An 18737-nucleotide genomic window follows, 5' to 3' on the forward strand; every position below is an offset into this window, starting at 1 on the left:
CGCGAGCGGGCCGAAGCGGAATGCGGGAGGGGTGGGCTCCGCCCCAGGCGATGCCCACCCCTCCGCCGAACGCGCTCCCTCGAACGCGTCTCGGCGAACCGCTACTGCGGGGCCATGGTGTCCGCGATGCCCGGATTATCGGCCATCCACGCCGCGACCGCCTCTTCTTCGTGTCCCGTGCCGCGCTTCTGGATCTCGTTCTCCAGCCCGGCGAGCTGCTTCTCGCTCAGCTTGAAGTCCTTGAACCACTTCGTCAGCTGCGGGTAGTTCCCGGGGAAGTCCTTGTGGGCGACGGTGGTGAGCTGGTCACCCTCGCCGAAGGCCTTCTTCGGGTCCGCCAGCTTGGTCAGGTCGTACTCGTTGTAGGACCAGTGCGGGGTCCACAACGTGACCGCGATCGGTTCCTTCTTCGCGTAGGCGCGCTTCAGCTCGGCGAGCATCGCCGGGGTGGAGCCGTCGACGACCTTGTATTCCTTGTCGAGCCCGTAGTCCGGCAGCACCGTGTCCTTGAGGACGTTCATCTCCTCGGTGCCCGGCTCGATGCCGACGATCCGCCCCTTGAACTCGTCGCCCCGGCCCTTGAGATCGGCGAGGGAGTCAACACCCTTGACATACGAGGGGACGGCGATCTCGCGGGAGGTCGGACCGTACCAGGACCCGAGCGTGGTGAGGCTGTCCTGGTACTTGTCCCAGTATCTCTTCTGCGCGTTGGGCAGCCAGCCGTCGAACTGGACATCCACCTGGCCCTGCGCCATCGCGGCGTACATCGGTCCGAGCTCGAACTGGCTGAGCTCGATCTTGTACCCGCGCTCTTCGAGGACCGCCTTCCACAGATAGGTGGCGGCGATGTCCTCCTCCCAGGGGAACCAGGCGACCTGCACGGGCCGGTCGCGTTCGTCCTTGCCGTTCGCGGCCTTGCCCGCCTTTCCCGACGGGGCGACCGGGGTCCACTTGTCGGCGACGCCGGGGTTCTCCTTGAGCCAGGCGCGGACGGCCTCCTGCTCCTTGCCCTTGCCGGTCACCTGGATCTTGGCCTCAAGGCTGGTGAGCTGCTTCTCGGTCATCGAGAAGTCCTTGAGCCACGTGGCCACCTGCGGGTTGTCGGCCGAGAAGCCCTTGCGCGCCAGGGTGTGGACGCCGTCGCTCTCCGCGCCGAATGCCTTCTTCGGGTCCGCGAGTTTGGTCAGGTCGTAGTCGTTGTAGGCCCAGTGCGGGGACCAGAGCACGACCGCGATCGGCTCCTTCTTCGCGTACGCCCGCTTCAGCTCGGCCAGCATGCCGGACGTGGAGCCGTCGATCAGCTTGTACTCGGTGTCGAGGCCGTACGCCTTGAGGACCTTGTCCTTGAGCAGGCCCATCTCGCCCGCGCTGGGCTCGATGCCGACGATCCGGCCCTTGAAGGTGGCGGACTTGCCCTTGAGGTCGGCCAGGGAGTTGATGCCCTTGACGTACGAGGGCACGGAGATCTCCAGGGAGGTCTTGTCGTACCAGGCCCCCATGTCCTCCAGTTTGTCCTTGTACTTGGCCCAGTAGGTGGCGTGGGTGATGGGCAGCCAGGAGTCGGTCTGGATGTCGATCTGACCGGCCGCCTGGCCGGTGTAGAGCGAACCGGCCTCGTACTGCCGGGCGTCGACCTCGTAGCCGCGCTGCTCCAGCAGTTCCTTCCAGAGGAAGGTGGAGGCGATGCCCTCGTCCCAGGGGATGTACCCCATGCTGATCTTCTTGCCCTGGCCGACGTTCTTGGCGTCGGCGGTGGTACCGCCGGACGAGGAGCCGCCGAACAGGCCGATGCCGCCGGCGACGAGCGCGAGGACGACCACACCGGCGATCGCGACCACGGGCTGGGGGCGGTGGTTCCAGATCTTCGGTCCGCCGGTCAGTTCCTTCGCCTTGGCCAGCGCGCGGCGGCCGACCGGGGAGACCTGGAGGCTGAGCGAGCCGGTGATCCGGTCCAGGTACACGGCCAGGATGACGACGGAGAGACCCGCCTCGAAGCCGAGGCCGATGTCGATGTTCCCGAGCGCGCGGTAGACGGCGCCGCCGAGGCCGCCGCCGCCGACCATGCCGGCGATGACCACCATGGACAGGCCCAGCATGATGACCTGGTTGATCCCCGCCATGATCGTCTGGAGGGCCAGCGGCAGCTGGACCCGCAGCAGGGTGTTACGGGGGCTGGTGCCGAACGCCTCGGCGGCCTCGACCAGTTCCCCGTCGACCTGCCGGATACCGAGCTCGGTCATCCGGACGCCGGGCGGCAGGGCGAAGATGATCGTGGCGATGATGCCGGGCACCACGCCGATCCCGAAGAAGACGACACCCGGGATCAGATAGACCATGGCGGGCATGGTCTGCATCAGGTCGAGCACCGGACGGACGATGGAGCTGACCGTCTTGGAGCGCGCGGCCCAGATGCCCAGTGGTATCGAGATGACCAGCACGATGATGGTGGCCACGAGCACCAGCGAGAGAGTCTCCATCGACTCGTCCCACAGCTCGATGGAGTCGATCAGCGCGAATCCGCCGAAGGTGAGGACACCCGCGACGAGGCTGCGCAGCCACCAGGCGAGCACGGCCAGGATGCCCGCGAGGAGCAGCGGCTCAGGCGCTGAGAGCACCGCGTTGATGCCGTCGTACATGCCCGAGACGACCGAACCGGTCGCGTCGAACAGCCAGGACAGGTGGTTCTGGAGAAAATCGACAGCGTTGTCGACCCAGTCGCCGAGAGGGAGCCTAGGCACTGGCTACCGCCTTGTCGGCCGGGGCCTTCGAGACCGCGATCCCGGCGGGCGCGTCGACGGGCACGGAGGGCGCCATCGGCTCACCGAGGACGGCCAGCAGCCTGGCGCGCGGGACGACTCCCACGAGCTTGCCCGTGTCGTCCGTGACGGCGACGGGGATCGCGCTGGCCGAACAGGGCGTGAACAGCTCGATGATCGGGGTGGACTCGGCCACGCTGGCGGGCGCCGCGTCGAGCACCTCCTGCGCGGTACGCAGCTCCTCGCCGCCGTCCGAACGGGCGCCGAAGGCGGTCTCCGGGTCGGCCATGATCGCCGCGGCGGTGAGCACCCGGGTGCGGTCGACGTCCTGGGTGAAGGAGGCGACATAGTCATTGGCCGGGGTGACGAGGATGTCCTCGGCGCTGCCCTGCTGGACGATCTCGCCGTCGCGCATGACCGCGATCCGGTCGCCGAGGCGCATGGCCTCGTTGAGGTCGTGGGTGATGAACACGATGGTCTTCTTGAGCCGCTTCTGGAGCTGGAGCAGCTGATCCTGCATATCGCGGCGGATCAGCGGGTCGAGTGCGCTGAAGGACTCGTCCATCAGCAGCAGATCGGCGTCGGTGGCGAGCGCGCGGGCGAGGCCGACGCGCTGCTGCATACCGCCGGAGAGCTCATCGGGCCAGGACGCCTCCCAGCCGCCCAGGCCGGTGAGTTCCAGCGCCTCGGCGGCGCGCTTCTCACGCTCGGCCCGGGGCACTCCCTGCACTTCGAGGCCGTACCCGGCGTTCTCCAGAACGCTGCGGTGCGGGAAGAGCGCGAAGTGCTGGAAGACCATGCTGATCTTGGTGGAACGGACGTGGCGCAGTTCCTGCGGGCTCAGCGCGGTCAGGTCCTGGCCGTCGAAGAGCACCCGTCCCGAAGTGGGTTCCAGCAGCCCGTTGAGCATGCGCAGCAGCGTGGACTTGCCGGATCCCGACAGACCCATCACCACGAATATCTGGCCGGGCTCGACCGAGAACGAGGCGTCGATCACCGCTGCGGTCGTCCCGTCGGTGCGCAGCTCATCGCGGTCCGTACCGTTTTCGAGCTTCGTCACGGCTTCGTCTGGTCGTCTGCCGAATACCTTGTACAGGTGTTCGGCTTGCAGCCTGGACACATACACCTCACGTGTTGAACGGAAAACGGCCCGTCACCCCCGCGGGCGGGCCGTGGAGCGGGCGGATTCCGTCCGCCTACCGGACGCGGCGTGTGACATCGCGACCTGGTTCGCTCCAGTCGCGCGCCTGCCCGCGCTTACACGGACCAAACAGAAAGGTGTCCCAGGTCACTCCCCCGGGGGAACACTTCGGCGTGAAAGGCCCTTTCCCGGGCGGCCCGGTCACCGACGGTCACCGGGACATGTGCCCGCGCGGCGACGGCGTTGTCAGTGGGCTGGGGCATCATCGGGGTGTGACGCGACGCCTGATGCTCCTCGACACCGCCTCCCTCTACTTCCGGGCCTACTTCGGGGTCCCCGACTCCGTGCGGGCCCCCGACGGCACCCCGGTCAACGCGGTGCGCGGTCTGCTGGACTTCATCGGCAGGCTGGTCCAGGACCACCGCCCGGACGAGCTGGTGGCCTGCATGGACGCCGACTGGCGGCCCGCGTGGCGGGTGGAGCTGATCCCCTCCTACAAGGCCCACCGCGTGGCGCGCCCCCACGAGGAGGGGCCCGACGAGGAGGAAACCCCGGACACGCTCGCGCCACAGGTGCCGATCATCGAGGCGGTGCTCGACGCGCTGGGCATCGCCAGGGTGGGCGTCGCGGGATACGAGGCGGACGATGTGATCGGTACGCTCGCCGGCCGCGCGACGGGCCCGGTGGACATCGTCACCGGCGACCGCGATCTCTATCAGCTGATCGACGACAAGCGCGGTGTGCGCGTGCTCTACCCCCTCAAGGGGGTGGGGACGCTGCATCTCACCGACGAGGCGGCGCTGCGGGAGAAGTACGGCGTCGACGGCCCCGGCTATGTCGATCTGGCGCTGCTGCGCGGAGACCCGAGCGACGGGCTGCCCGGGGTGCCGGGGATCGGCGAGAAGACCGCGGCCAAGCTGCTCGACGCCTTCGGTGATCTGGCGGGGATCATGGCGGCGGTCGACGACCCCCGCTCGAAGCTCACCCCGTCCCAGCGCAAGCGGCTGGACGAGGCCCGGGAGTATGTGGCGGTCGCGCCCACGGTGGTCCGGGTGGCCGGCGACGTACCGCTGCCGGACTTCGATCCGGCGCTGCCCACCGCGCCGCGCGATCAGGCCATGGTCGACGCGCTCGCCGCCCGGTGGGGGCTGGGTGGCGCACTGCGGCGTCTGCTCGCCACCCTCCAGTCGTGAGTGTTAACTTAGGTAAACCTAAGCAGCGCAACCGTCAGGGAGACCGCCGTGGCAGAAAAGCCGGCCCGCACGTCGCCGAAGGCCCACGAGGGGCAGGTCGTACGTACCGAGTGGCTCACCCCGCACATGGTGCGCGTGGTCCTGGGCGGTGAGGGGCTGGCCGCGGTGGAGTGCGGCGAATTCAGCGATCACTACGTCAAGGTGCTGTTCGCCCCCGAGGGCGTGAGCTACCCCGAGCCGTTCGACATCGAGCGCATCCGCGCGGAGTTCCCGCGCGACCAGTGGCCCGCCAACCGCACGTATACGGTCCGCAGTTGGGACCCGGCGGCGCGGGAGATGGCCATCGACTTCGTCGTGCACGGCGACGAGGGGCTGGCGGGTCCGTGGGCCGCGCGGGTGCGGCCGGGCGAGACGGTACGGTTCCTCGGCCCGGGCGGCCTCTACGTACCGGACCCGGCGGCCGACTGGCATCTGCTGGTGGGCGACGAGAGCGCCCTGCCCGCGATCGCCGCGTCGCTGGAGCGGGCGCCGGCCGGCGCGCTGGTGCACGCCTTCGTCGAGATCTCCGGCGCCGAGGAGGAGCAGAAGATCACGACGCCCGACGGGACCGGGATCACCTGGCTGCACCGCGGGGAGCGTCCGGTGGGCGAAGCCCTGATCGCCGCCGTCCGCGGCCTCGACTTCCCCGCCGGGGATGTCCACGCCTTCGTGCACGGCGAGGCGGGCTTCGTGAAGGAGCTGCGCCGCCATCTGCGGCTGGAGCGGAACGTGCCGCGCGAGCGGCTGTCGGTCTCGGGGTACTGGCGGCTCGGCCAGACCGACGAGGCGTGGCGGACCGTCAAGCGGGAGTGGAACGAGCAGGTGGAGCGCGAGCAGGAGGCCCCGGCCGCCTGAGCGCGGCCCCCCGGCCCCGTGCGAGGACGGGGCCGGGGGTGCCAGGCGTCGCGGGCCCCCGAAGATCGGCGGGACAGGACCTAAACGGACTTCTGGTACGAGCGGAACGTACGGGTCGACAGCCAGACCGCCGCCACCGCCAGGGCCAGCAGCGCGCCGCCCCTGGTCAGCACGTCGCCCCAGTCGGGATCGGCCGCCAGCGCGGAACGTCCCGCGACCATCGCCCAGTTGACCGGGTTGAAGTCCGCGATCGTGGCCATCCAGGACGGCATCTGGGAGGGCGCCATGAAGGCGGAGGAGAGAAACGTCAGCGGCAGCAGCAGAAACGTATTGATGCCGATGATCGACTCGCGCTCGCGCACCAGCATGCCCAGCGCGTTGGAGAGCGCCCCGAAGACCGTACCGAGCAGGATCGAGGCCGCGACCAGCACGATCAGCCCGCCCGCGCCGCCCGGGTAGCGTGCCCCGCCGAGCAGACCCAGCAGCACGATGATCACGGACTGGCAGGCCGTGCTGATGCCGTTCTGCACGACATTGGCGTTCATCAGGGCGCTGCGGCTGACCGGGGTGGTCAGGAAGCGGTTGAGCGTGCCGCGTTCGATCTCCTCCAGCGTGCCCATCCCGGCCCACATGCTGGAGCCGAGCGCGCTCATCACCACGATGCCGGGCACCAGATAGTCCAGATACGTCGTGGTGCCGAAGCCGCCCAGCTCGACCACTCTCCTGAAGAGATTGCCGAAGAGGAACAGCCAGATCACCGGCTGGATCAGGGAGATGAGCAGAAAGACGGGCTGGCGCACGATCGCCATCAGCTGACGCTGCGTCATATACCAGGTGTGGGAGAGGGTTTCGGTACTCATCGGGCACCTCCGGCGGTGGCCTGGACGGGGGTGCCGGCGCCGGCGGTGTCCGCCTGGGCCTCGGCCTCGGAGAACCGGCGTCCCGCGTACCGCAGATAGACATCATCCAGCGAGGGTCGGGCCACGGTGGCGGCGGCCACGGCCGCTCCGGCGCGCTCCAGCGCGGCGAGCAGGACAGGCACGGCGGCGGCGCCGTCGTCGGCGCGCACACTGACCCGGCGGCCGTCGACCGCCAGGTCGTGCAGACCTGCCAGCCCGGCGAGTACGGCGGTGAGGGCCGCCAGGTCGCCGTCGGCGCGCAGCTCCAGATGGACGGCGTCACCGCGCAGTTCACCCTTGAGCGCGTCGGGCGTGCCCTCGACCACGATCCGGCCGCGATCGACGATCGCGATGCGCTCGGCGAGCCGGTCGGCCTCCTCCAGATAGTGCGTGGTGAGCAGGATGGTCAGGCCCTCGTCACCGGCGAGCCGGGTGATCTCGTCCCACATCGCGGTACGGGCCTCCGGGTCGAGCCCGGTCGTCGGCTCGTCCAGGAAGAGCACCTCGGGCCGGTGGACCAGACCGAGCGCCACATCGAGCCGGCGCCGCATACCGCCGGAGTAACCCTTGACCATCCGCCGCGCGGCGTCGGTGAGGGCGAACCGCTCCAGCAGTTCATCGGCGCGCCGGTTCAGTTCCCTGCCTCTCAGGCCGTACAGCCTGCCCTGGAGGACGAGGTTCTCCCGGCCGGTCGCGGCGGGATCGGCGCCGGACTTCTGGGCGACGACGCCGATCGCGCGGCGTACCCGGCCGGGGTGGCGCAGCACATCGTGGCCGGCGACCGTGGCCGTGCCGCTGTCGGGGCGGGCGAGGGTGGTGAGGATCTTGACGGTGGTGGACTTGCCGGCGCCGTTGGGGCCGAGCAGTCCGAGGACGGTGCCGGCCTCGACGGTGAGGCCCAGGCCGCTCAGGGCGGTGACTCCGCCGGGATAGGTCTTGACCAGATTGTCCGCCCGTACGACGGGCGTTCCGGTGCGTGGGGATCCGGTACTCATGGTTCCGGTACTCATGTAGGGGCTCTCCTGTGATGAGCGGTTGCTCTGGGCAGGCCGAGCCGGTCCACGTGAAGGGCGCCGGGCTATCCTGGGCGTGCCGCGCCTCGATCGCCGGGGCGCCTTCACGGTGGTCCGGTCCGGGGTGAGAGACCCTGGCGGGAGCTGCTGCAACAGCGACCGCCGGGGTCGTTGCCGTTCAGCGGCCGGAGTCGGCCGGGTCACGGTCGGGGTGAGTTCGGGGTGGGTCAGGGTTTCCGGGAGCCGTCCCCCTCCCCCTCGATGTCCAACGGCAGTTCGCGCTCCAGCTCCTGCCACTCCGGCGGCGGCCGGCCGGTCTCGTGCAGGGTCCGCCAGCCGTCGAGGCCGGAGAGCGTTCCCGCGCCGAGCTCCTTGAGGAACCCTTCGACCCAGGTCTCCTCGGCCTCGATCATGTGCAGCTGGAACTCGGTCTCTATGACGAAGAGCCGCGGCAGCGTCCCGTAGAGCTGCTCCAGCACGCCCCGTATCCCCGCGGCCTGGACGCGCAGCGCCGACAGCCTGTCCGCCAGCAGCGAGGTCACCTCGTCCGGCGGCAGGACGCCCATCAGCGAGAGGCCGGTCTCGAACAGGGGGAACTCACGGGCGGGGACGGCCAGCAGATCCGCCATCCACTCCAGCATCTCCTCGCGCCCGGCGGAGGTGAGGCCGTACAGCGTGCGCTCGGGCCTGTTGCCCTGCCTCTGCACCTCCGCCACCTCGACGAAGCCGTGCTTCTCCAGGTTCTGGACGACGGTGTAGAGCGACCCGAAGTTGATCTTGACGCTGTTCTCCTTGCCGCGCTGCCGCAGCGTCTGCGCGATCTGGTACGGGTGCATCGGCCGCTCCGAAAGCAGCGCCATCACCGCGAGCGCCAGCGGATTGCCCAGCTTGCGCCGCTTCGCCCCCATCGCGACCACTCCTTCTCCCGTTACCCCATCCCAAATACTCGGCAGCGAACATATCGCGAGGACGCGATGGCCGTCAATCGCGATACATCGCAAAACTCGACGTCAACCGATACCGGATCAGTCCACAGAACGGACCAATCCGCCGGAGCCTCCGCTCCGAATACGCGGTGAAGTCTGCTCGGATGGCCCGGACCGGGACGACATCACACGACAGGTTCACACCGTGGAGGAAAGCCGCGTGGAAGAAGCTGTACACATCGGCGGGCCCGCTGCGGCGGGGCCCGATCTGCAGGAACTGCTGGGCCAGGTGGCCAGGGGCGATCAGGAGGCGTTCTCCCGCGTATACGACCAGGTCTGCGGCCCCGTCCTGGGCCTGGTGCGCTCCGTACTGCGCGACCCGGCCCAGTCCGAGGAGGTGGCACAGGAAGTGCTGCTGGAGGTCTGGCGCACCGCCACTCGCTTCCAGCCCAGCCGGGGCAGCGCCATGACCTGGGTGCTGACCCTCGCTCATCGCCGGGCGGTGGACCGGGTCCGCTCGGCGCAGGCGGCCGGCGACCGGGAGCGCCGGGCCGCGCTGCTCGACCGGACCCCGGCCTTCGACCAGGTCACGGAACAGGTCGAGGCCACCCTCGAACGGGAACAGGTGCGTCGCTGTCTGCGCACGCTCACCGAGCTCCAGAACCAGTCCGTGACCATGGCGTACTACCGGGGCCTGTCCTATCGCGAAGTGGCCGAACTGCTCTCGGTCCCGCTGGGCACCGTCAAAACACGACTCCGCGACGGCCTCATCCGGCTGCGCGACTGTCTGGGGGTGAACCCGTGACCAGCGCGGATCTGCACACGCTGACCGGCGCGTACGCACTGCACGCCCTGGCGCCCGGCGAGCGTGCCGAGTTCGAACGTCATCTGGCGGCCTGCCCCGCCTGCGCCCAGGAGGTACGCGAACTGACCGCCACGGCGGCCCGGTTGGGACAGGCGGTCACCGTCACGCCGCCGCCCGCGCTCAAGGAACAGGTCTTGCGCCGGATCGCCACCGAGCGGCAGGAGCCGCCGAAGGTGACCCCGCGGCCTCGCACCGGGGGAGACGGGGCGCGCGGGCGCGCCCTCTCCCGCTTCGCCCTGGCGGCCTGCCTGGCCGCGGCCACGGCGTTCGGCGGGGTCGCGGTGTGGCAGCACCAGGAGGCACGGGACGCGCAACAGCGAGCACGGGCCTCTGAACAGCGGTCCACGGAGCTGGCCGCAGTGCTCGCCGCCCCGGACGCCAAGGTCGCCACCGACAGGCTGCCGGACGGCGCGACCGGCACCGTGGTCCTTTCCCGGGACCGTGACAAGGCCGCGTTCATCGCGTTGGGTATGCCGAGACCGCCGCACGGCAAGGTCTATCAGCTCTGGTACGACGACAGTGGAACGATGCGTTCCGCGGGGCTGATGGACGCCACGGGCGGTACGGACACCGTCCTGATGGCCGGCCGGGTGGGCGCGGCGTCGGGGATGGGCATCACGGTGGAACCGATGGGCGGCTCGGCGCGGCCCACGTCGCCGCCGCTGGCCCTGATGAACTTCCCGGCCGCGTAAGGCCCGTAAGGCACGTCAGGCCGAAAGGCGCGTCAGGCGAAGGGCGCGTCGGACCCGGAAGGCGCGTACACAGAGGTCTCACGGACGGGCGGTGTGCGAGAGACGGCGAGAGAACAGCGAGGGACAGGGACATGAGCGTTGCGGTGGTGCTCTTCACCTCCGATCTGCGGGTGCACGACCAGCCGGTACTGCGCGCCGCCCTGGACGGCGCCGAGGAGGTGGTTCCGCTCTTCGTCCGCGATCCGGGGATCGCGGCGGCGGGCTTCGACGCCCCCAACCGCCGTGCCTTCCTCGCCGACTGCCTGGCCTCCCTGGACACCGCCCTGCGTGAGCGCGGCGGCCGGCTGGTCATCCGTTCGGGCGATTCGGTCGAACAGGTCTGCCGGGTGGTGCGCGAGAGCGGCGCCCGGCAGGTCCATGTGGCGGGCGGGGTGAGCCGGTACGCGGCGCGCCGGGAGGAGCGGCTGCGTACGGAACTGACCGCCACCGGAGCCACCCTGACCGTGCATGACGCGGTGGTCACGGTGGTGCCGCCGGGGCAGATCGTCCCGGCGGGCAGAGACCATTTCGCGGTCTTCACCCCGTACTTCCGCCGCTGGGACAAGACGGGCCGGCGCGCGGTGACGGCCGCGCCCAGGAGCGTACGGGTGCCTCGGATCAGCGGGGAGCCGCTGCCCGAGCGCGGTGCCGTCCGGGGGGTCTCGCCCGGTCTGGCCGAGGGCGGCGAGGAGGTGGCGCGCACACGGCTCGCCGCCTGGCTGGCCGGCGGGATCGAGTCGTACGAGGACCGCCACGACGACCTGGCCGGCGACGCGACCTCCCGGCTCTCGCCGTACCTCCACTTCGGCTGTCTCTCCCCGGCGGAGCTGGTGCACCGGGCGCGGCGTGAGCGCGGCGCCGGGGCGGCGGCCTTCGTACGGCAGCTGGCCTGGCGGGACTTCCACCACCAGGTCCTGGCGGCGCGCCCCGCCTCCGCATGGGAGGACTACCGGTCACGCGGCGATCGCTGGCGTACGGACGAGCGGGAGATCAGCGCCTGGCGGGAAGGGCGCACCGGATATCCGGTCGTCGACGCGGCCATGCGCCAGCTGGCGCACGAGGGCTGGATGCACAACCGGGGGCGGCTGCTGGTGGCGAGCTTCCTGACCAAGACGCTGTACGCGGACTGGCGCGTCGGCGCGCGGCACTTCCTGGAGCTGCTGGTGGACGGCGACCTCGCCAACAACCAGCTCAACTGGCAGTGGACGGCGGGCACCGGCACGGACACCCGCCCCAACCGCGTGCTCAACCCGCTCACCCAGGCCAAGCGGTTCGATCCGCACGGCGATTACGTACGGCGCTGGGTGCCGGAGCTGGCCGGGGTGGCGGGGGCCGCCGTCCATCAGCCGTGGCTGCTGGACGCCCGGGACCGGGCCGGGCTCGGCTATCCGGACCGGATCGTGGACCTCGCCGAGGGCCGGGACCGCTTCCTCCGCGCCCGGGATCCCGGCTGATCAGCACCGGGAGCGGACCTCTCGCTTGGCCGATCAGCGCCGGGAACGGATCTCTCGGCGGGGCGGCATCGGGAAGAAGCCGCTGGTACGGGCGGCGTACGCGGCCCAGCCCGGTCGGTCCGCCATACGCCGTTCCAGCAGGCGCTTCCCGCTGCCGCCGATCAGCAGGAAGCTCATCAGCAGCGGGCTGACCACCGTCGCGGCGGCCACCACCGGGTCGTCGCAGACGATGAGGAACAGCCCCCACCAGACACAGAAGTCCCCGAAGTAGTTGGGGTGTCTGGTCCAGCTCCACAGGCCGCGGTCCATGATCCGGCCCTCGCCGGCCGGGTCCGCCCTGAAACGGGCGAGCTGGCGGTCCCCCACCGCCTCGAAGAACAGCCCCGCCGTCCAGAGAGCGCAGCCGGCGTAGGCGACCGGTCCGAGCGGTCCCGGCAGATACTGCGCGGCCTGTACGGGCAGCGAGACGAGCGCCACCAGCGCGCCCTGGAGCAGATAGACCATGCGCAGCGCGTAGAGGTTCCGGCTGCCCGGTGCCTTGGCGAGCATCGCCTCGTACCGGGGATCCTCGCCGTGTCCCCGGCTCCGCAGGGCGATATGACCGGCCAGCCGCAGCCCCCATACGGCGGTCAGAACGGTGACGAGCAGCCGCCTTGCGTCGTTCCCCTCCCCCGCCGACATCCCGTACGAGACGAGCGCGACCGCCGTGAAGCCGATGCCCCAGGCGATGTCGACGATCCGGTGGAGCCCTCTGGCGGCGGCGAGCGCGAAGGTGACGAGCATGACGGCGAGGGCGGCGGCCAGGGCGGGGCCGATGCCCAGCCCGAACCGCGCCCACGGAAAGCCGCTCACCGGGCACCGTCCCGCGTTCGGTCGCCCGTCTCCTCCTTGGTGAGTGTCAGCTGCTGGACATCGAGATAGCCGGAGCGGAAACCCGCTTCGGAGTAGGCGAGATAGAAGGTCCACAGCCGGCGGAAGGTCACGTCGAAGCCGAGTGCGTCGATCCGCGGCGCCTGCTCGGTGAAGCGCTCCCGCCAGAGGCGGAGGGTTTCGGCGTAGTGCGGGCCGAAGCCGTCCCGGTCGGCGACGCGCAGCGCCGTGTGTCCCGCGGTGATGTCTCCGATCGCCTCGACGGACGGCAGGAATCCGCCGGGAAAGATGTACTTCTGGATCCAGGTGAAGGTGTCCTTGGAGGCGAGCATCCGGTCATGGGGCATGGTGATCGCCTGGAGGGCGATCCGTCCGCCGGGGGCAAGGAGCCGGTCCAGTGCCGTGAAGTACTCGGGCCAGAACTCCGCCCCGACGGCCTCGATCATCTCGACGCTGACGATGGCGTCGAAGGTGCCGCCGACCGCGCGGTAGTCGAGGAGTTCGACCTGGACGCGGTCCTCGAAGCCCGCCGCGCGGATTCGTTCACGCGCCAGCTCCCGCTGTTCCCGGGAGAGTGTCACGGTCCGTACCCGCGCACCGCGCGCCGCCGCCCGGATGGCCAGCTCGCCCCAGCCGGTGCCGATCTCCAGCAGCTCGGTGCCGGGGCCGACCGCCGCCCGGTCGAGCAACCGGTCGATCTTCCGGTGCTGGGCGGCGGCGAGCAGCGAGCGGTCGGCCGGGAAGCCGCGGAAGAGGGCCGAGGAGTACGAGAGCGTCTCGTCGAGGAAGAGCGCGAACAGCTCGTTGGAGAGGTCGTAATGACGGCTGACGTTGTCCCGTGATCCCTCGGGGGTGTTGCGCTGGGCGTCGGGGTGTCTGGGTGCCCATCGGGCGCGCAGCCTCTGGAGCGAGCGGGGGACGAGGTCGGCGGCCCGTCCGGCGAGGACGGTCAGTACGCCGACCAGGTCGTGGGCCTCCCACTCGCCGGCCATGTAGGACTCGCCGAAGCCGATCAGTCCGCCGGCGCCGATCCGCCGGAAGAACGCCTTGGGGTCGCGCACCTCCATCAGCGGGCCGCCGCGCCCGAGGGTCTCGGTGCCGCCGAGGCGGACCCGGAGCGGCAGCGCGTCGAGGGCGTGCCGGACGATCCGCTCGGCCAGGGCGGTACGGAGCCATGAGGCGCGCGGCTGACGGGCCACGTCGGGCCAGCGCCGGGCGTCGACCGGCGGAGACGCGCACGGCAGGGAAGACCCGGGGGTCACCGGGGAGACGGACAAGGTCACTTCACACCCTCCTGGGGCCTGTGACGGGGACGGGGCAGTACGGGCAGTCCGCGCAGCAGGAGCCGGACGCCGTGCCATCGGATGCGGAGGGAGACGGCGGCGGTGGACCAGGGGTGCCTCAGCACGGCGCGCACCAGGGTCCGGGGAGTGGCGGTGCGGCGCTCGCCCCGTACGGTCGCGGTGAACGGGGCGCTTCCCGGCCGGTCCAGACGTACCGTCAGCGCGAGCTGTTCGTCCGGTTCCGGCAGCCGCATGGTGTAGGCGCCGTCGACCGGGAAGAACGGGGAGACATAGAAGTCCTTGTCCACCGCGGCCCGGTGGTTGTCGTCGGGCCGCAGCAGATAGCAGTGCCGTTCGCCATAGGTGTTGTGCACCTCGGCGACGACGCAGAGCGGCTCGCCGTCGGGACCGCGGCACCAGAACAGGGTCAGCGGATTGAAGACATGGCCGAACACCCGCGCGTGGGCGAGCATCGTCACCCGCACCCCGGCCGGTTCGACGCCCCGTGCGGCGAGGAAGGCGTCCAGGCCCGCGCGAATGGTCGGCCGGGTGCCACCGAAGTGGTCACGGGCGTCGAAGCGGGCCAGCGGACGCAGCGGCCGGGGCAGCACGGGCGGCCGGTCGGGGTCGATCAGCCACATATAGGTGCGGTGGCGCAGGGCGTACCGGCGGGGCGCGGTCCTGACATGGCCGATCACGCAGGTGTAGAGCGCCGGGACGGTACGCGGGGGCCGCGCCGCGGCGTTCACCACGCCACCCCCAGCGCCGCCGCGGCCGCGACGCCCGAGCGGCAGCCGTCCTCGTGGAACCCCCAGCCGTGGTAGGCCCCCGCGAACGCGGTGACCGGACCGCTGAGCGCGGGCAGCCGTCGCTGGGCGGCGACGGACTCCGGGGTGTAGACGGGGTGTTCGTACACCATGCGCGCGAGGACCCGCCGCTCGTCCACCCGGTCGGCGCCGTTCAGCGTCACCACGAACGTCTCGGGGGCGTCGAGCCGCTGGAGCCGGTTCATGTCGTAGCTGACGCGTACGGCGTCGGCGCCCGCGTCGCAGGACGGCATCAGATAGTTCCAGGAGGCGCGGGCGTGCGCGGCGCGCGGCAGCACGCTCGTATCGGTGTGCAACTGGGTGGGATTGCCGGAGTAGCGGAACGCGCCGAGGACGCGCCGCTCCGCCTCGGTGGCGTCCGGGAGCAGCCGCAGCGCCTGGTCGGGGTGGACGGCGATGACCACGGAGTCGTACCGCTGGGTGATGCCGTCCTCGGAGGTGACCTCGACGGCCCCCGGGCCCTGCGTCCCGCGGCGCACGGCCCGAACCGGAGTCGCGGTGCGGACGGCGTCGAGGCACTTGCCGACACGCTCGACATACTCGCGTGAACCGCCGCGCACGGTCCGCCAGGTGGGAGAGCCGCTGATGGCCAGCATGCCGTGGTGGGCCATGAAGCGGAAGAGATAGCGGGCGGGGTAGCGCATCGCGGTGCCCGCGTCGCAGGACCAGACCGCCGAGACGACCGGGGTCATGAAGTGGGAGGTGAAGTACGGGGAGAAACGGCCCGCCGTGAGGAACTCACCCAGCGTCGGGCCGCCGGCCGGGTCGTCCCGTGCGCCCTTCCCGGACGCGAGCAGCCGGCGGGCCAGCCGGTGGAAGCGGGGGACCTCGCCGAGCATGCGCAGGTAGGACGGACGCAGCGCGTTGCGCGGCCGGGCGAACAACCCTGCCGGGCCGCGCGCTCCGGCGTATTCGAGTCCGCAGCCGTCACACCGTACGGACATGCTCATCTCCGACTCCTCGGTGGCGACGCCGAGTTCCACGAAGAGCCGCAGCAGATACGGATAGGTCCGCTCGTTGTGCACGATGAAGCCGGAGTCGACGCGGTGCACCCGGCCGCCGGCCGACGCCACGTCATGGGTGTGCGCGTGACCGCCGAGCCGGTCCTCCGCCTCGTACAGCGTCACCTCGTGCGCGTGCCGGAGGACGTACGCGGCGGTCAGTCCCGCGACTCCGCCGCCCACCACGGCCGTACGCCGACGCTCCCCGCTCATACCGCTCCCTCACATCCAGCCGCATCCGGCCACGTCCAGTCGCGTCCAGTCGCGTCCAGTCGCGGGCGTAAAAGCCCCTGTACGTGAGGTATTCGAAGCGGCGCGGACGAGGGATTGGTGGGCCGTGCGAACTTTCTTCGAGCAGGAGGACTTCTTCACTCCTTCGAGTCCTGGACCAATCCGCCGTCGTTCCGGTGCCGAATGGCGAGTGTGAGCGAAGATCTGAAGGTCCCCACGCCGGAGGGTGGTTGCCCCGCCCCTACAGCGCGACGGGTGCGTACCGCTATGGGGGCGCTGAGCGGGCTGATCACAGGCGCCTCGGCGCTGGCGGTGGCGGAACTGGTCGCGGTGTCCGTACGGCCCGAGGCCAGTCCCGTCAACGCGGTGGGCGGCGCCTTCATCGACCGCACCCCGCCCTGGCTGAAGGACTTCGCCGTCCGGAACTTCGGGACCAACGACAAGCTGGTGCTCCAGCTCGGCATCCTGACCCTCCTGGCGGTCTTCGCCATGGCGGTCGGAGTGGTCGCGCTACGGCACCGGCCCGCCGGTCTCGCGGCGGTGCTGGCCTTCGGCGCGGTCGGGGCGGTGGCGGCGGTGGGGCGGCCCGGTGGCGGGCCGCTCGATGCCCTGCCCTCGGTCGTGGGCGCCGTGCCGGCCTGCGGAGTGCTCCAACTGCTGATCGGCAGGCTCGCGTTCCGTCCGTCCCCGGCGGCTGAGGGGGCGGACGGAACCCCGGGCGAGACCGATGGGCCCTCGGACGGATCGTTCGACCGGCGTGGTTTCGTGATCACCGCGACGGCGGCGGTGGCGGCATCGGCCGGGATCGGTGTTCTGGGCAGCCGGCTCAACGGCTCGGGCGCGGCCAAGGCCGTCGCCTCGCGCGCCGGCATCGTGCTTCCCGCACCGGCGTCACCGGCCCGTCCGGTGCCGGCCGGGGCGGAGCTGCGGGTCCGGGGGCTGGGACCGTTCACCACTCCCAGCAAGGATTTCTACCGGGTGGACACCGCACTGGTGGTGCCGAGGATCGATGCCGACAGCTGGCGGCTGAGGATCCACGGCAAGGGCGTCACCCGCCCCGTTGCCCTGAGCTTCGACGATCTGCTCCGCCGCGAGCTGATCGAGCGGGACATCACGCTGACCTGTGTCTCCAACGAGGTCGGCGGTCCGTATGTCGGCAACGCCCGGTGGACCGGCGTACGGCTGGCCGATCTGCTGCGCGAGGCCGGGGTCCAGCCGCCCTCGAAGGGCGGGCCCGCCGACCAGCTGGTGGCCCGCTCGGTGGACGGCATGACCATCGGGTCTCCGGTCGAGAAGGTGATGGACGGCCGCGACGCCATGCTGGCGCTGGGGATGAACGGCGAGCCGCTGCCGTTCGACCACGGCTTCCCGGTCCGGATGGTGGTGCCGGGACTCTACGGCTATGTCTCGGCCTGCAAGTGGCTCCAGGACCTGGAACTCACCACGTTCGCCGCCTACGACGCGTACTGGGTGAAGCGGAGCTGGTCCCGGCGGGCACCCATCAAGACCGAGTCGAGAATCGACACCCCCCGCCCGTTCGCCGCTCCGAAGGCGGGCGTCGTGCCGGTCGCCGGGGTGGCCTGGGCGCAGCACCGCGGTATCGCCCGGGTGGAGGTACGGGTCGACGGCGGCGACTGGCACGCGGCGCGGCTGGCGGCCCAGGACACCAGGGACACCTGGCGCCAGTGGGTGTGGGAGTGGCAGGCCACCACCGGCGGTCACACCCTCGAAGTCCGCGCCACCGACCTGGCCGGCCACACGCAGACGGAGAAGCGCGTCGGGACCGTGCCCGACGGCGCCACCGGCTGGCACTCGGTGGTGGTCGACGTGATCTGACGATCCGGCGGGCGCCACCCGCGCACCGTCCGCGAATCCCCCCGCACCAAGCCTCAACAGACCTTTTCCGCACGACCTTTCATGTCATCCGTCAAGGAGATTCCACATGATCACCACCCGTTTCCACCGTGCCGCCCTCGCCGTCCTCGGTGCCGTCGCACTGCCGCTGGCCCTCACCGCCTGTTCCGGCGACGACGGCAAGGACACCAAGGACTCGGCAGCCGCTCCCCAGGAGTCGGAGAGCACCCCGGACGACGCGGCGGGCGCGGGCGACCAGCCGTTCGGTACGGCCTGCGCGTCGGTCCCGGCGTCCGGCGCCGGCAGCTTCGACGGCATGTCGAAGGACCCGGTGTCGACCGCCGCGTCCAACAACCCCGACCTCTCGACGCTGGTCACGGCGGTGCGGAAGGCCGGTCTGGTCGACACCCTGAACAACGCCCGGAACATCACGGTCTTCGCGCCGACCAATGACGCCTTCGCCAAGATCCCGAAGGCCGACCTGGACAAGGTCCTCAGCGACAAGGCCACCCTGACCAAGATCCTCACCTACCACGTCGTGGCCGAGAAGCTGGCCCCGGCGCAGCTGGCGAGCGGCACGTACCCGACCCTGGAGAAGGGCACGCTGACCACGGCCGGTTCGGGCGAGTCGTACACCGTCAATGACTCCGCCAAGGTCGTCTGCGGCAATGTGTCCACCGCCAACGCCACGGTGCACATCATCGACACGGTCCTGATGCCGAAGATGTAGTCGGGGCGCGTACGGCAAGGGGAGCACCCACCTGGACCGTCGCTCCCGCCACACAGGAGGAACGCGCGG

The 18737-nt window shown here is 70.8% G+C and carries 16 protein-coding genes; 7 read left to right on the top strand and 9 right to left on the bottom strand.

The genetic code is table 11. From position 1 onward, the window contains the following. Positions 1-101 precede the first annotated feature (101 nt). Both ACFRKB_RS13690 and ACFRKB_RS13695 read right to left on the bottom strand, forming a co-directional pair. Complete coding sequence (locus ACFRKB_RS13690; protein WP_383105830.1) at positions 102-2738, bottom strand: ABC transporter permease/substrate binding protein; 2637 nt, start codon at positions 2736-2738, stop codon at positions 102-104. Further along, positions 2731-3876, bottom strand: coding sequence for a quaternary amine ABC transporter ATP-binding protein (locus ACFRKB_RS13695; RefSeq protein WP_383105832.1), 1146 nt, complete (start codon positions 3874-3876; stop codon positions 2731-2733). The genes ACFRKB_RS13690 and ACFRKB_RS13695 overlap by 8 nt, the downstream gene beginning before the upstream one ends. A 308-nt stretch (positions 3877-4184) precedes the next feature. On the opposite strand from ACFRKB_RS13695, the gene ACFRKB_RS13700 reads away from it, so the two are divergent. After that, positions 4185-5090, top strand: a complete 906-nt coding sequence (locus ACFRKB_RS13700) for a 5'-3' exonuclease (protein ID WP_383106042.1) — start codon at positions 4185-4187, stop codon at positions 5088-5090. Between the two features lie 48 nt (positions 5091-5138). After that, on the top strand, positions 5139-5984 hold the full coding sequence (locus ACFRKB_RS13705) for a siderophore-interacting protein (protein WP_383105833.1): 846 nt from the start codon (positions 5139-5141) through the stop codon (positions 5982-5984). A gap of 80 nt (positions 5985-6064) precedes the next feature. On the opposite strand, the gene ACFRKB_RS13710 is transcribed toward ACFRKB_RS13705, so the two are convergent. The 3 genes from ACFRKB_RS13710 to ACFRKB_RS13720 form a co-directional block, all read right to left on the bottom strand. Continuing rightward, entirely contained in the window at positions 6065-6844 is a 780-nt protein-coding gene (locus tag ACFRKB_RS13710) for an ABC transporter permease (RefSeq protein WP_383105835.1), read from the bottom strand. Then, on the bottom strand, positions 6841-7893 hold the full coding sequence (locus tag ACFRKB_RS13715) for an ATP-binding cassette domain-containing protein (RefSeq protein ID WP_383105837.1): 1053 nt from the start codon (positions 7891-7893) through the stop codon (positions 6841-6843). The genes ACFRKB_RS13710 and ACFRKB_RS13715 overlap by 4 nt, the downstream gene beginning before the upstream one ends. 230 nt (positions 7894-8123) lie before the next feature. After that, positions 8124-8804, bottom strand: a complete 681-nt coding sequence (locus ACFRKB_RS13720) for a PadR family transcriptional regulator (RefSeq protein WP_383105839.1) — start codon at positions 8802-8804, stop codon at positions 8124-8126. Between the two features lie 238 nt (positions 8805-9042). On the opposite strand from ACFRKB_RS13720, the gene ACFRKB_RS13725 reads away from it, so the two are divergent. The 3 genes from ACFRKB_RS13725 to ACFRKB_RS13735 all read left to right on the top strand — a co-directional run bounded on the left by ACFRKB_RS13725 (position 9043) and on the right by ACFRKB_RS13735 (position 11872). Then, positions 9043-9627: a sigma-70 family RNA polymerase sigma factor gene (locus tag ACFRKB_RS13725; protein ID WP_383105840.1), complete on the top strand. Its 585-nt coding sequence runs from the start codon at positions 9043-9045 to the stop codon at positions 9625-9627. Continuing rightward, positions 9624-10379, top strand: a complete 756-nt coding sequence (locus ACFRKB_RS13730) for an anti-sigma factor (RefSeq protein WP_383105842.1) — start codon at positions 9624-9626, stop codon at positions 10377-10379. Before ACFRKB_RS13725 ends, ACFRKB_RS13730 begins: the two co-directional genes overlap by 4 nt. 131 nt (positions 10380-10510) lie before the next feature. Next, positions 10511-11872 carry a cryptochrome/photolyase family protein gene (locus tag ACFRKB_RS13735; RefSeq protein ID WP_383105844.1) on the top strand — a complete coding sequence of 454 codons (1362 nt, stop codon included), beginning with the start codon at positions 10511-10513 and terminating at the stop codon, positions 11870-11872. A gap of 33 nt (positions 11873-11905) precedes the next feature. Here the strand turns inward: ACFRKB_RS13735 and ACFRKB_RS13740 are convergent, their stop codons facing one another. From ACFRKB_RS13740 to ACFRKB_RS13755, 4 genes are read right to left on the bottom strand one after another with little or no spacing between them, the layout of a single operon-like run. Continuing rightward, positions 11906-12724, bottom strand: coding sequence for a DUF1295 domain-containing protein (locus ACFRKB_RS13740; RefSeq protein WP_383105846.1), 819 nt, complete (start codon positions 12722-12724; stop codon positions 11906-11908). Further along, positions 12721-14019 (bottom strand): class I SAM-dependent methyltransferase, encoded by a 1299-nt coding sequence (locus tag ACFRKB_RS13745; RefSeq protein WP_383106043.1) that lies wholly within the window; start codon positions 14017-14019, stop codon positions 12721-12723. Before ACFRKB_RS13745 ends, ACFRKB_RS13740 begins: the two co-directional genes overlap by 4 nt. Positions 14020-14021: 2 nt before the next feature. Continuing rightward, the gene (locus ACFRKB_RS13750; RefSeq protein WP_383105847.1) at positions 14022-14777 is read right to left on the bottom strand and encodes a DUF1365 domain-containing protein; all 756 of its coding nucleotides are present in this window, start codon (positions 14775-14777) and stop codon (positions 14022-14024) included. Continuing rightward, a complete protein-coding gene (locus tag ACFRKB_RS13755) occupies positions 14771-16066 on the bottom strand; it encodes an NAD(P)/FAD-dependent oxidoreductase (RefSeq protein WP_383105848.1) in 1296 nt (431 codons plus the stop codon). The genes ACFRKB_RS13750 and ACFRKB_RS13755 overlap by 7 nt, the downstream gene beginning before the upstream one ends. Before the next feature lie 285 nt (positions 16067-16351). On the opposite strand from ACFRKB_RS13755, the gene ACFRKB_RS13760 reads away from it, so the two are divergent. Both ACFRKB_RS13760 and ACFRKB_RS13765 read left to right on the top strand, forming a co-directional pair. Next, entirely contained in the window at positions 16352-17920 is a 1569-nt protein-coding gene (locus ACFRKB_RS13760; protein WP_383106045.1) for a sulfite oxidase, read from the top strand. Positions 17921-18026: 106 nt separating this feature from the next. Beyond that, complete coding sequence (locus ACFRKB_RS13765; protein ID WP_383105850.1) at positions 18027-18668, top strand: fasciclin domain-containing protein; 642 nt, start codon at positions 18027-18029, stop codon at positions 18666-18668. Positions 18669-18737: the final 69 nt, after the last annotated feature.

This window comes from Streptomyces scopuliridis, from assembly GCF_042790125.1.
Classification (GTDB): Bacteria; Actinomycetota; Actinomycetes; order Streptomycetales; family Streptomycetaceae; genus Streptomyces; species Streptomyces scopuliridis_A.